This window comes from Streptomyces hyaluromycini, assembly GCF_002217755.1.
GTDB lineage: Bacteria > Actinomycetota > Actinomycetes > Streptomycetales > Streptomycetaceae > Streptomyces > Streptomyces hyaluromycini.
The window spans coordinates 163107-176110 of the sequence record NZ_BCFL01000026.1 but is presented as its reverse complement, the minus strand read 5'-3'; the positions used below and the strand labels follow the sequence as shown (position 1 = coordinate 176110).

Genomic DNA, 13004 nt, shown 5'->3' with positions numbered 1-13004 from the left:
GCGGGCTGCCCCGGATCATGCCCGATACCCCGGGCCGCGGTCAGCCGGGGCATCGGCAGGGTCGTCCTCCTTCGGGCCGACGGTCAGGGGCAGGGCCGCGTCGGCCCGCCACTCCGAGAGCGAGCCGTCGTACAGCAGCACGCCGCCGATGCCGGTCTCGTGCAGGGCCAGGGCGAGCCCTGCCGCGTTGATCGCCCCGCCGCAGTAGAGCACGGTGCCGTCGCCGGCCCGTATCCCATGGGCACCGGCGAGGCGGGCGGTCCGCTCGCGGGCGAGGGTGTTGTCGGGGCCGAGCAGGTCGGCGTACGGCAGGCTGGTCGTCCGCGGTATGTGGCCGGAACGAGGCCGCTCGGGGTCGCCGAGGTACTTGGTTGCTCGTCAGGTGCCCCGCTGCTCCGAGAGCGCCTTGGTGAAGTGGGTGACGGGACGCTCCACCCGTTCGCCGTCGAGGGTGATGTCGACCGCCTCGTTGTAGAAGGCGAGGAGCCCCTGGACGGCGCCGACCGCGGGCAGCGGGTCCGGGTAGCTCCAGACGACGTTCGGGGGCACGTCGGACCCGCCGCGCCAGGACCAGTACTCTGCCGTGCCCTTGTAGGGGCAGCCGGTGTGGTGGTCGGTGGCCTCGAACAGGTCGAGGCGGACGTCCTCGCGCGGGACGTAGTAGCGGGTGGGCAGGCCGGTCTCGAAGAGCAGGACCGGGCGGCGGGTGTCCGCGACGACCGTGCCGTCGATCTCGACCACGAGGTGGCGGCTGCTGGGGATGGCGTCCACCCGCTTGTGCGGGTCACGGGGGTGGACGAAGATCTCTTCCTCCTCCTCGTACCAGTGCTCCAGGCCCCGCCCCACGCGCCGGAACCACTCGAAGGCGATGTGGTCGGCGAGGTCGGCGGCCGGGAAGGTCCAGGCGGCGTTCTCCAGCAGCTCGCCGTCGACCTCGACGTCGTAGAAGATCCGCGAGCCGGTGTGCGTGCCCGTCGGCGGGTTCTTCGCGGGGCGGAGCAGGTCTTCGCGCACCTCCGCGCGCGGGAACGCGTACAGCGGGACGGGAACACCCGGCTCCCAGACGAGGACGGGGTGCCGGCTGTCGACGACCGTGACGTCACCCTTACGGCCGCGCACCCAGCGCTCGCTCGGCTCCCACAGGAGTCCCTCGGGCGTGGTCCGCACAGCCTGCGCGGTGGGGAACGTGCTCATGACCAGCTCTCCTTCGGCTTGCTCACGCGGTGACTTCGGCGACGTAGGGGCGGTTCTCCCGCCATGCGGCGAGTTGCTCGGGGCGGCCGAAGACCCGCAGGTACTCCTCGACGTTGCCACTGGCACGCTCCCACACCGAGACGGGTTCGAAGTCGGAGCCGTCCGGGTCGGCGAAGGCCGGAAGGGGTTCCACGACCGCGTCCAGGCTCGGGTGGACGTACACCGCGGAGGAACGGCGCGTCACCGTGCCGCCGGCCACCACGCGGTGCCGCCTTGGGCGCAGCCGGCCGTCCGTCCAGTTGGTCAGCAGCGTGCCGGTGAAAACCTGGAGTGCGTCGTGCCGGATCGGCACGGAGGTCCAGGTGCCGTCCGGGCGCCGGCCCTGCAGGCCCGCGTAGTCACCCTCCTGGTAGAGCACGGTGAGCGCGGAACTGTCGGCGTGTTCCAGGAGGAGGAGCTTCTCGTCGTCGGACGCGCCGTCGTACGGCCACTTGGGGTAGTTGTTGACGACCGTCGTCGTGTAGACGTCGTCGCCGAGCGGGAAGGTCTCCGCGGGCACGTCCAGCACGCGCGCGTACAGGCCGAGGACGCGGCGGGCGACGTCCGCGAACGCGTCCTGGTAGCGCTGGGTCGCGGCGCGCAGGCCGGGCTCCTGCGGCGGCCACACGTCGGTGTGGGCGTAGAGGGTGGCCTGCTCGGGGGTGAGCCCGGCGGCCTCGGCCGCGTCCGAGTCGTCGTACTGGCCGATGTCGAAAGGGTTCGAGTTCCAGGCGGCCGAAGCCGTCGGGCCACTGCCGCCAGCCGCGGTAGGGGTGCCCGGTGGGGCTGGCCAGCTACTCCTTCTCCTCGCGGGGGAGGTCGAGTACGCGGGAGCCGACGTCGAAGACGCGCCCGGCGAACAGGGTCAGCGTGGTGGGGAAGTTGACCGCGAAGGTGGCGGCCAGGCCGAAGATGGTGAACACGCCGACGAGTTCGGGCCGGGCCGCCACATAGCGCAGCCCCTCCGCACCCGCCCCTGTCCACGGCGGCCGGGAGACGGCGCGTGCCTCCCGCGCTCTCGGCCGGATCGACAGCAGTCCCGCGAGGACGACGGTGAACGACACGGCGTTGAGCGCGAAGACCCACCCGGTGCCGATCGCTCCGATCAGCACACGGGCGATCGCCGGACCGATCAGGCGGGCGGCGTTCAGGGACAGGATGTTCAGGCCCGCGGCCTTCGGGATCAGTGCCCGGCCGACCAGTTCGGTGACGAAGGACAGGCGTGCCGGGTTCTCCACCGTGAACACGCAGCCGAGCGCGAAGGACAGGACGTACAGCAGCCACAGCGCGGCATGGCCGGAGAACACGATGACCGTCAGGAGCAGTGCCTGGACCGCGTACAGCGTCTGGGTCCACAGCAGCAGGGTCCGGCGGTCGTACCGGTCGGCGACGACCCCGCCCCACAGGCCGAACAGCAGCACGGGGGCGAACTGGAGTCCGGCGACCCAGCCGAGCGCGGTCCCGCTGTGGGTGAGCGTCAGGACGAACCAGCCAGCGCGACACCCTGCATGGCGCTGCCGATGTTGGACACCAGGCCCGTGCTCCAGTAGATCCGGTAGTCACGGACCCGCAACGCGGCGAACACCCCTGTCGGAGTGGTGCTGTTGACGGCCATGCCTCTCTTTCCGACCGGGCTGTACGGGGGGAGCCGGGATACGCGCGGGCGCGGCGGTACGCGGGCTGAGAAGGCGCTGAAGGGAGCGAGTGGTCAGCGACAGGTCTGGTCGAACTGATCGGCGCGGCGGCCCGCCCAGAACGGGTCGAGCCGCACGGTCCGTGCCTGACCTGCGGTCTCCATGGCCGGATCAAAGCACACGGCACAGGGTGCGTCCACCGGACGTCCCGGCACGTGAGACGGCCCCCTGTTCTCAAATGGGGCGCCCCGCTGGGGCATTGACGTACGACAAAACCGATCCGTACGATCGCCAACGGCATTGAGTGTCAGCGTCAAGCCCTGGCTCGCTGACCGGCAACCCTCCCGCGCGGTGGGGTGCTCCAGGTGAAAGCCCGGCGGGATCACCGACGACTCCCGCAAGCGCGTGGCCCCGTGACGGGGCCGGAGACGGGGAGGAGCGGCATGCGGCACAGCGATGACCCTGCGGTCTCCCTCACCGACGCCACCGCGTGCTCCAGGCTCTCGCGCCGGCGCCACATCGACCTGAAGCGCTCGGCCAGCTGCTTCTGTCGGGTCTGACGAGCCCGCCCGCCGCCGGCTGACCTCCGTCACCGGCCACGGCTCCTGCGCGCCGTCCTTCCCCGCGCCACCGGTTCTCGGTGTCGTCCGCCTGCCACCCCTTGTCTCTGCACAGCGCTTCCCCGGCCGGGGCGGATCCGGCCGGGCCGCACGCCCCTGCGCGCCGGTGCCCCGCGCCCGTAGCCCGGCACCCCGCGCCTTGGTGACACGAGTAGGAGAACTCCCTCCGTGACTGCACTCCCGGATTTCAGACCCTCCCGATGGGCGCCCCTGGCCGCGCTCCTGACCACCAGCGTCCTGCTGACCGCGTGCGGTTCGGGCGACGACGGCTCCGGCGGCGGAAGCGGCCAGGCGAAGTCCGGCGGCACCCTGACCTTCGCGGTGGGATCCGACGCCGGCTGCGTGGATCCGCAGCAGGTCGCCAGCAACGACACCATCTACTCGGTGCGCCAGACCGTGGACTCCCTGACCGACCAGGACCCGAAGACCGGCAAGATCGTGCCGTGGCTCGCCAAGAGCTGGGACATCAGCGCCGACGCGACGACGTTCACGTTCCATCTGCGGTCCGGGGTCACCTTCAGCGACGGCTCGAAGCTGACCGCGCAGGTGGTCAAGGACAACTTCGACGCGGTGCCGCAGCTCGGCGCTCTGGGCACCCTCGCCGAGGGCTATCTGAGCGGCGTCAAGAGCACCGCCGTGGTCGACCCGCTCACCGTCAAGGTGGCCTTCAAGCAGCCCAACGCCCAGTTCCTGCAGGCGACTTCGACCCACTCGCTGGGGATCGAGTCCTCGGCGAGCGTCAAGAAGAGCCCGCAGCAGAAGTGCAGCGACGGGGTGGTCGGATCCGGGCCGTTCGTGCTCAAGCAGTACGTGCAGAACCAGTCGGTCACCCTGGCCAGGCGGACCGGGTACGACTGGGGCTCCTCGCTCTGGTCGAAGAAGGGCGAGGCCTACCTGGACAAGCTGGTGTTCAAGGTCGTGCCCGAGGCGGGGGTACGCGCCGGCAGTCTCCAGTCCGGGCAGGTGGACGCCATCAGCAGCGTCGGCAAGGCCAACGAGGCGGCGCTCAAGGGCGGCCAGGTCACCCTGCAGAACCGGGCCAACCCCGGCGTGGTGTTCGGCCTGGGGCTCAACAACTCGCGGCCCCTGCTCAAGGACACGAAGGTCCGTCAGGCGATTTCGGCCGCCATCGACCGGAAGCAGATCGCCGACACCGTCTTCCCGACCGGCACCCAGCCGGCGACCAGCATCCTGGCACACACCACACCCGACTACACCGATCTCTCCGCGGACCTGGCGCTCGACACGACCAAGACCAAGTCCCTCCTTGATCAGGCCGGTTGGAAGGCGGGCAGTGACGGCAGCCGCACCAAGGACGGCAAGAAGCTGACCCTGACCATCAGCTGGTTCCCCAACGCGGCCACCAACCAGCCCGCGCTGGAGCTGGTCCAGCAGCAACTCAAGGCCGTCGGGATCGACGTGGTGCTCAAGCAGCTTCCGGTCACCCAGTTCGCCACCACGCTCCAGTCCGGTGACTTCGACGTGGTGTGGGCGAACACGACCCGCGCCGACCCGGACATCCTGCGCAGCTCCTTCTCCACCCAGCTGGCCAACTTCTACCACCTGCCCGCCAGTTCGCTGGACACGGCACTGTCCGCACAGGCCGCGACCACGGACACCGCGAAGCGCAAGCAACTGGTCGGCGAGTCACAGCAGTTGATCGTGCAGAACGCGTACGACGTCCCGGTGGTCGAGCTCCAGACCCAACTGGGCGTCTCGAACAAGGTGCACGACCTGACATTCGACTCCGGCAGCCGCGTCCAGCTGCACGACACCTGGATCGGCTAGCGGATGCGCCGCTATGTGATCAAACGGCTGGCCCAGGCGGTCGGGGTGCTGTGGGCCGCCTACACGGTGTCGTTCCTGGTACTGGACTTCCTGCCCGGTGACCCGGTCTCCGCGATGGCCGGGGCCGGGATGGACTCGGGTCAGACGGATCCGGCCCAACTCGCCAAGCTGCGGCACGAGTACGGCTTCGACAAGCCGGTGCTGGTCCAGTACGCCGAGTATCTGGGCCGGGCCGTGCGCGGGGACTTCGGCGACGCCGTCTCCACGGGCCGCCCGGTGACCTCCACCCTGGCCGACGCGCTGCCGCAGACGCTCCAGCTGACCGGGGCCGCGCTGCTGCTCGCGGTGGTCCTGGGCGGGGGCCTCGCGGTGGTGGCGACGTACACCTCGCGGCGGTGGCTGCGGCAGCTGCTGCTGTCGTTGCCCCCGCTGGGGGTGTCGGTGCCGACGTTCTGGGTGGGGCTGCTGCTCGTCGAGGCGTTCTCGTTCAAGCTGCACTGGTTCCCGGCGTTCGGCAACGACGGGCTGCGCGGCCTGGTGCTCCCGGCCCTGACGCTGGCGGTCCCGACCGGCGCGCAGGTCGCCCAGGTGCTGGCCAAGAGCCTGCTCACCGCACTGGACCAGGCCTATGTGGAGACCGCGCGGGCCAAGGGCGCCGACCGGTGGCGGGTGCATCTGCGGCACGCGCTGCGCAACGCCTCGCTGCCCGCGCTGACGGTCGTCGGCCTGCTGGTCGGGCAGCTGATCGCCGGTTCGGTGGTCGTCGAGACGGTGTTCTCCCGCGACGGTCTGGGCCGGGTGACCGCGGCGGCGGTCACCACCCAGGACATCCCGCTGGTCCAGGGGGTGGTGGTGTTCGGCGCGCTGATCTTCGTGGCGACGAACCTGCTCGTCGACCTCGTCTATCCGTTGCTTGACCCGCGGATCGTGGTGGCCTCGGACAGAAGGGCGGGCTTCGCATGAGTCAGAGCCTTGTCGACGACCAGGCCGAGGCCGCCCTCGGCCTCGGCCGGCCGGTCGGGGACGGATCCCCCGCGGAACCCGGCCGGCCCGCCGGCATCCGCCGGGTGCTCCGCTTCCTGATCCGCCGCCCCGGTCTGCTGTTGTCCGCCGTCGTCCTCGTGCTGGTGGTGCTGGCCGCCTTCTGGCCGGACCTGTTCACCTCGCAGGACCCGCTGAAGGGGGTGCCGTCCCAGAACTTCCGCGGTCCGAGCGGGAGTCACTGGTTCGGCACGGACGAACTGGGCCGCGACGTCTTCTCCCGCGTGGTCCACGGCGCCCAGCTCTCCCTCAAGGCCACGCTGATCGCGGTCCTGGTCGCGTTCGTGGTCGGCGGTCTGCTCGGCGTGGTCGCCGGGTTCGTGGGCCGCTGGGTGGACGACGTTCTGATGCGCTTCGTCGACGTCCTGCTCTCCATCCCCGCGCTCTTCCTGTCGCTGGCCCTGGTCACCGCGCTCGGGTACGGGACGGTGAAGGTGGCCGTCGCGGTCGGCATCGCCAGCGTGGCCTCCTTCGCCCGGGTGGCCCGGGCCGAGGTGCTGCGGGTGCGGCAGGCCGTGTTCGTCGAGGCGTCCCGGTCCTGCGGCGCCCGCTGGTACTCGGTGCTCGGCCGGCACGTCCTGCCCAACGCCGCGGGGCCGGTGATCGTGCTGGCCACCCTGGACTTCGGCTCCTCGATCCTGGCCGTGTCGGCGCTGAGCTTCCTCGGGTACGGCGCGCCGCCGCCCGCCCCGGAGTGGGGGACGTTGATCTCCGACGGCCGCAACTACCTGGCCAACGCCTGGTGGCTGACCGCGCTGCCCGGTCTGGCGATCGCCGCGACCGTGCTGGCCGCCAACCGCATCGCGCGGGCGCTGGACGGCGAATGGGCACGGCAGCGATGACCCACGACGCGCCTGAGAACAGTGACGCACGCGAGAACCGTGACGCACGCGAGAACGGTGAGAACGTGACCACACCACTCCTGGAGATCCGCGGCCTGTCCGTGTCGTACCGCACCCGGGGCGGCACGGTACCGGCCGTACGGGGCGTGGACCTGGACGTATGGCCCGGACAGGTGACCGCTGTGGTCGGCGAGTCCGGCTCCGGAAAGAGCACCACCGCACATGCCGTCACCCGGCTGCTGGCGGCGAACGGCACCATCGACGCGGGCACGGTCCGCTTCGGCCGGCACGACCTGGCGGCCCTCTCCGAGGCGGAGCTGCGTACCGTGCGCGGTGCGCAGATCGGGCTGGTCCCGCAGGATCCGACGGTCTCGCTCAACCCGGTGAAGCGGATCGGCGAGCAGGTCGCGGAGGTGCTGCGCATCCACGGCCTGGCGACCCGCCGTGGAGCGGCGGCCGAGGCGGTCGCCGTCCTTGACCGGGCCGGGCTGCCCGACGCGGCCGTCCGGGCCCGGCAGTACCCGCACGAGCTGTCGGGCGGCATGCGGCAACGGGCCCTGATCGCGATCGCGATCGCGGCGAAGCCCCGGCTGATCATCGCCGACGAGCCGACCAGCGCGCTCGACGTCACCGTGCAGCGGATCATCCTCGACCATCTCCAGCACCTCACCGAGGAGTCGGGTACCGCGATCCTGCTGGTCACCCACGACCTCGGGGTGGCCGCCGACCGGGCCCAGCGCCTGGTGGTCATGTCGCAGGGCAAGGTGGTCGAGGCGGGCGAGACCCGTGCCGTCCTCGCCGACCCCCAACACGATTACACGCGGCGGCTGTTGGCCAGCGCCCCGAGCCTGACCACGGCCCGCCCCCGTACCCCGGTCCCCGCCGCCCCGGCGCCTCCCCTGGTCGAGGCACGCAACCTGGTCAAGGAATTCAGGCTGCCGCGGGCCGGCGGCGAGACCCGGACCCTGCGCGCGGTCGACGACGTCAGCCTCACCCTGCGGCGCGGGCAGACCCTCGCCCTGGTCGGGGAGTCGGGCTCGGGCAAGTCCACCACCGCCCGCCTGGTGCTGCGCCTGGCCGAGGCGACCTCCGGACAGGTGCTGTTCGACGGCACCGACGTCACCACCGCCAAGGGCGCCGAGGTCAGGGAGCTGCGCCGGCGTGCCCAGCTCGTCTACCAGAACCCGTACGCCTCGCTCGACCCGCGCTTCTCCATCGGCGAGGTGATCACCGAGCCGCTGCGGGCGTTCAAGGTCGGCGACCGTGCCTCCCGGCTCGACCGCGCCCGCGTACTCCTCGACCGCGTCGCGCTGCCCGCCGCGACCCTGGAGCGCCGCCCGGCCGAGCTGTCGGGCGGCCAGCGCCAGCGGGTGGCCATCGCCCGTGCCCTGGCCCTCTCCCCCGACCTGGTGGTGTGCGACGAACCCGTCTCCGCCCTCGACGTGTCCGTGCAAGCCCAGGTCCTGGACCTGCTCGCCGAGTTGCAGGCGGACACCGGCGTGGCGTACCTGTTCATCTCGCACGACCTGGCCGTCGTACGGCAGATCGCGCACCAGGTCGCCGTCATGCGGGCCGGACGGATCGTCGAGACGGGCCCGCCGGAGGATCTGTTCTCCGAGCCCCGCCACGAGTACACCCGCGAGCTGCTGGCGGCGATCCCGGGCGGGCGCGTCCCCGCCCCCGAGACCACCACGAGCTGAGGACCGGCGACACATGAGCACTCCGCACATCACCTCACTGGCCTTCCTGACGCCCGGCAACTTCGCGGACGACGACCCCTACCCCGGCCTGGAGGAGACCCTCCAGCTGTTCGAGTACGGCGAGCGGCTCGACTACGACGGCGCCTGGATCCGGCAGCGCCACCTCGAACACGGCGTCGGCTCGGCGGCCGTGTTCCTCACGGCGGCCGGGCAGCGGACCGAGCGGATCGAACTCGGCACCGCGGTCATCCCGATCGGTTACGAGAGCCCGTTCCGGCTCGCCGAGGACCTGGCACTGGCCGACGTGCTGTCCCGGGGCCGGCTCCAGATCGGTTTCAGCACCGGCATGCCGCACGCCGACCTGCTCGGCGACCTCGTGTACGACGGCGACTGGCGCGGCTTCGACCTGTCGTACGGCAGGATCGCCCGGGTCGTGGCGAACCTGCGCGGCGACTATCTGGGCGACCCGGACACGGTCATCCACTCCCCTGGCAACGTCCAGCGCCCCCGGCTGCAACCGCACAACCCCGGCCTGGCGCGCCGTATCTGGTACGGCGGCGGCAGCCTGCGCTCGGTCCGCTGGGCCGCCGGGCAGGGCCTCGGTCTGCTCTCCGGCAACATCGTCACCGGCGAGGACACCGACGACTTCACCACCGCCCAGCTCAACCTCCTGTCGGAGTACCGCCGCACCCTGCCGGAGGACCGTACGACCCGCGTGGCCGTGGGCCGGGTGATCGTGCCCCTGGACAGCGCCGACGCGGCCACCCGGGCCCGCTACCGGGCCTATGCGGCGAGCCGCCACGAGCGCACCCTCGCGCCGCAGGGCCCGAAGCGCATCCTGTTCGCCCCGGACGTGGTGGGCACCGCCGAGCAGATCCTGGAGCGGCTGACCGCCGACCCGGTGCTCGCCGAAGTGTCCGAGCTGCGCCTGGAGTTGCCGTACGAGTTCCACCGGGAGGAGTACGAGCAGATCCTGCACGACATACGGCACCTCGTCGCCCCCGAGCTGGGCTGGCGGCCGGCCGCTCCGGCGGTTCAAGGGGCGGGCCGTTGAGTGCCGGTCGGGAGGGGGCCGTGCGTCTGGAGGTGCACGCCCGCGAGCCGTTCGCCGACGGGCACCGCTTCGCCGGCACCGGGGCGTACGAGGTGGTCACCGCGACCGCCCACTACGCCGTCGACCCGGAGGCTCCTGCCCACCGCTGCGTGCCCGACCTGGCTCTCGCGCCGCGTGACGACACCGGTCTGGTCCGCTTCAGCGGTGACGTGGAGATCCTGCGGCCGGTCGACGGGGGGCTGCGGCTGGACCTGCCGGTGGCGAGGCACGACGGCAAGCCCACCGCGTCCACTCCCGAAACGACGACGGACACCGTCGCCGACGCCCATGGCACGGCACGGGACGGTCTGATCGACGACCAGTGGAAGGCGGTCGTGCCGCTGCTCCCGCTCGGCGGGCGCGGCCCCTGTCCGGAAGGGCTGCGCGACCAGTTCGACGGAGTCATGTGGCGGTTCCGCACCGGCGGTTCATGGCGGAACATGCCCGCGCGCTACGGCGCCTGGCAGACCGTCCACCACCGTTTCCAGCAGTGGGCACTGGCCGGGACCTTCGAGTCGCTGGCGCGCGCCTCCGAGACGACGGCGCCCCGGCCGCACCTGCTCGCCCCGCTGCGCAAGGCGGCCGAGGAGGAGCGCAGACTCCGCATCCGCTCCGAGCCGCCGAGTCCCGACGACCACGACTGACGGGCCCGGCACCGTCTTCGCACACGACGGTTGCTCACGCACCGGCATTCCCGGTTCGATTTGCCTCACAGGCAACCAGGCGCAATGGGGCAATCACGCACCGTGAGATCTGCGTAACTCCCGTTTATTCCGGATGACTTCGATCCGAAATGCCGCGTGGCTGAAGTGGAGTCCACAAGCAGCGGCGAGGTGCCACACCTCGGTCCCTCGCATGGAGGACTTCATGCCTGAGCTGTATTTCGATGAGCGCCGGCCCGCGATGAGCCCGGCCGCACGGCTGGCCGGAGCGCACTACCCCGTGGCCGTGATCGGCGGCGGACAGGCGGGGCTCTCCGTCAGCCACTGCCTGCGCGAGCGCGGCATCGAGCACATCGTGGTCGAGTCACACCGGGTCGGCCACGAATGGCGTGCGCGCCGCTGGGACTCGTTCTGCCTCGTCACCCCGAACTGGCAGTGCAGGCTCCCGGGTTACCCCTACCGGGGGGACGACCCGGACGGGTTCATGGTCCGGGACGAGATCGTGCGGTACCTGGAGGAGTACGTCGCCTTCTCCCGGCCCCCGTTGGCGGAGGGTGTCACGGTGACCGGGCTGCGCCGTGCGTCGCGCGGGGTCTTCGAACTGACCACCGATCACGGCGAGTTCACCGCCGACCAGGTGGTGGTGGCCACCGGCCCCTACCACACGCCGGCGGTCCCGCGGATGGCCGAGCGGCTGCCCGCGGCGGTGACGCAGGTGCACTCCTCCGGCTACCGCAGCCCGGACCGGCTTCCGCCGGGCGCGGTGCTGGTGGTGGGGTCCGGCCAGTCCGGCTGCCAGATAGCCGAGGACCTGCACCTGGCCGGCCGCCAGGTGCATCTCGCGGTCGGCGGCGCCCCGCGCGTGGCGCGTTTCTACCGGGGCCGGGACTGTGTGGCCTGGCTCGACGACATGGGGCACTACGCCAGGACGATCGACGACTTCGACGACGCCGGCGCCGTCCGAATGCGCGTCAACCACTACGTCACCGGCCGTGACGGCGGCCGCGACATCGACCTGCGCGCGTTCGCCCGCGACGGCATGCGGCTGTACGGGCGGCTGACCGGGATCGACGGCGGCAGGCTGGAGTTCGCCGACGACCTCAAGGCGAACCTGGACCATGCGGACGCGGTGGCCGAGGGCATCAAGGACGCCGTCGACGCGCACATAGCCGCGCGCGGCATCACCGCCCCCGAGGAGCCCCGGTACGTGCCGGTCTGGGAGCCGTCCGGGCCGCCGCCCGCCCTGGACCTGACGGCCGCTGGCATCACGTCCGTCGTCTGGTCGACCGGCTTCCGCCGCGACCACCGCTGGATCGAGGTGCCCGCCTTCGACGGCCGCGGCTACCCCATGCACTGGCGGGGCGTCAGCAGCGTCCCCGGCCTGTACTTCCTGGGGCTGCCCTGGCAGTACTCGTGGGGCTCGGGCCGTTTCGAGGCGGTGGGCAGGGACGCCGAGTTCCTCGCGGGCCACATCGACGCCTCCCGCCGGCTGGCCGACGTGTGCGGCACGCTCACCGGCGCGCCCGCCGAACTCGCCGCCGCCCTCCCGATCGGCTGACGCCCATGGTCCACGACGCGCACCGGCACATCGGCGTCCTCCCGGCGCACCCCTTCTACGGCGGCCCGCCCGTCCGTCCCGACACCACCGCCCGCGCCACGGTCAAGCAGCTGCTCGCCGACCTGGACGCCGAGGGCACCGAACGCGCCCTGGTCATCCCGAACTACGGGGTCCCGGATCCCGCGGTGGCCTTCTCCTTCAACGAGCTGGCGATCGAAGCCGCACAGGCCGACGACCGGATCCGCGCGGGGCTCTGGGTCTCGCCCCGGCCTGAGGACGCACAACGCACCGAGCAGGCACTGGCGTTGGCCGGTGAACGAGGCGTGCGGGCACTCAAACTGAGCTTCCTGCTCGGCGGCCGCGCCACCGACCCCGCCTGCCGCCCGCTGCTCGACCGGATCTTCGCCACGGCGGCCCGGCACGGCCTGGTGGTGCATGTGCACACCTCGCCCGGTGCCGCCTCCGACATCGACGAGGTCGGCCACCTCGTCGACTGGTACGCCGCCCAAGTGCCGCTCCATCTGGTGCACTTCGGCGGCGGGATGAGCGGTCACATCAAGCTGGCCGGCTCCCGGTTCTTCGACTGGATCGCGGCCGGCAAGCGCGTCTACACCGATCTCTCCTGGGCCATCGGCTTCCTGCCGTACTGGCTGGCCCGGGAGATCGAGCACCGCGGCCTCGGCCACGACCGGGTGCTCTTCGCCAGCGATCAGCCCTGGGGCGACTTCACCGGCGAGTACGCACGGATGACCACCGCCGTCGGCGGAGGCGACCTGGGCGACCTGGTCTTCCGGGATACCTTCGCCGCGCTCTACGACTGACTCCCCCTCTTC

General features: G+C 71.7%; 14 protein-coding genes and 1 riboswitch. Of the genes, 9 read left to right on the top strand and 5 right to left on the bottom strand.

Annotation, left to right across the window (positions count from 1 at the left end; genetic code table 11):
* Positions 1–15 precede the first annotated feature (15 nt).
* From SSP29_RS51865 to SSP29_RS60265, 5 genes are all read right to left on the bottom strand, one after another.
* Complete coding sequence (locus SSP29_RS51865) at positions 16–330, bottom strand: rhodanese-like domain-containing protein (RefSeq protein WP_107436304.1); 315 nt, start codon at positions 328–330, stop codon at positions 16–18.
* Positions 331–378: 48 nt separating this feature from the next.
* A complete protein-coding gene (locus tag SSP29_RS35010) occupies positions 379–1194 on the bottom strand; it encodes a DUF427 domain-containing protein (protein ID WP_089104909.1) in 816 nt (271 codons plus the stop codon).
* Between the two features lie 22 nt (positions 1195–1216).
* On the bottom strand, positions 1217–1861 hold the full coding sequence (locus SSP29_RS35005; RefSeq protein WP_167450065.1) for a 2OG-Fe(II) oxygenase family protein: 645 nt from the start codon (positions 1859–1861) through the stop codon (positions 1217–1219).
* Positions 1862–2027: 166 nt separating this feature from the next.
* Positions 2028–2714 carry an MFS transporter gene (locus SSP29_RS35000; RefSeq protein ID WP_245883417.1) on the bottom strand — a complete coding sequence of 229 codons (687 nt, stop codon included), beginning with the start codon at positions 2712–2714 and terminating at the stop codon, positions 2028–2030.
* Positions 2711–2848, bottom strand: coding sequence for a hypothetical protein (locus SSP29_RS60265; protein WP_245883395.1), 138 nt, complete (start codon positions 2846–2848; stop codon positions 2711–2713). The genes SSP29_RS35000 and SSP29_RS60265 overlap by 4 nt, the downstream gene beginning before the upstream one ends.
* 315 nt (positions 2849–3163) lie before the next feature.
* Positions 3164–3277, top strand: a riboswitch (SAM riboswitch).
* A gap of 33 nt (positions 3278–3310) precedes the next feature.
* Here SSP29_RS60265 and SSP29_RS61365 point away from each other — a divergent pair.
* The 9 genes from SSP29_RS61365 to SSP29_RS34960 all read left to right on the top strand — a co-directional run bounded on the left by SSP29_RS61365 (position 3311) and on the right by SSP29_RS34960 (position 12992).
* Positions 3311–3427, top strand: a complete 117-nt coding sequence (locus SSP29_RS61365) for a putative leader peptide (RefSeq protein ID WP_368669277.1) — start codon at positions 3311–3313, stop codon at positions 3425–3427.
* A 228-nt stretch (positions 3428–3655) separates the two neighbouring features.
* Positions 3656–5275: an ABC transporter substrate-binding protein gene (locus SSP29_RS34995; RefSeq protein ID WP_089104906.1), complete on the top strand. Its 1620-nt coding sequence runs from the start codon at positions 3656–3658 to the stop codon at positions 5273–5275.
* 3 nt (positions 5276–5278) lie between these two features.
* A complete protein-coding gene (locus SSP29_RS34990; RefSeq protein WP_089104905.1) occupies positions 5279–6238 on the top strand; it encodes an ABC transporter permease in 960 nt (319 codons plus the stop codon).
* Positions 6235–7158, top strand: coding sequence for an ABC transporter permease (locus tag SSP29_RS34985; RefSeq protein WP_089104904.1), 924 nt, complete (start codon positions 6235–6237; stop codon positions 7156–7158). The genes SSP29_RS34990 and SSP29_RS34985 overlap by 4 nt, the downstream gene beginning before the upstream one ends.
* Complete coding sequence (locus SSP29_RS34980; protein ID WP_089105059.1) at positions 7155–8858, top strand: dipeptide ABC transporter ATP-binding protein; 1704 nt, start codon at positions 7155–7157, stop codon at positions 8856–8858. Before SSP29_RS34985 ends, SSP29_RS34980 begins: the two co-directional genes overlap by 4 nt.
* 13 nt (positions 8859–8871) lie before the next feature.
* A complete protein-coding gene (locus tag SSP29_RS34975; protein WP_089104903.1) occupies positions 8872–9912 on the top strand; it encodes an LLM class flavin-dependent oxidoreductase in 1041 nt (346 codons plus the stop codon).
* Between the two features lie 20 nt (positions 9913–9932).
* Positions 9933–10595, top strand: a complete 663-nt coding sequence (locus tag SSP29_RS34970; protein WP_167450064.1) for a transposase — start codon at positions 9933–9935, stop codon at positions 10593–10595.
* A 223-nt stretch (positions 10596–10818) separates the two neighbouring features.
* A complete protein-coding gene (locus tag SSP29_RS34965; RefSeq protein ID WP_245883393.1) occupies positions 10819–12171 on the top strand; it encodes an MSMEG_0569 family flavin-dependent oxidoreductase in 1353 nt (450 codons plus the stop codon).
* A 5-nt stretch (positions 12172–12176) separates the two neighbouring features.
* Positions 12177–12992: an amidohydrolase family protein gene (locus SSP29_RS34960; protein ID WP_089104901.1), complete on the top strand. Its 816-nt coding sequence runs from the start codon at positions 12177–12179 to the stop codon at positions 12990–12992.
* The last annotated feature ends 12 nt before the right edge of the window (positions 12993–13004 follow it).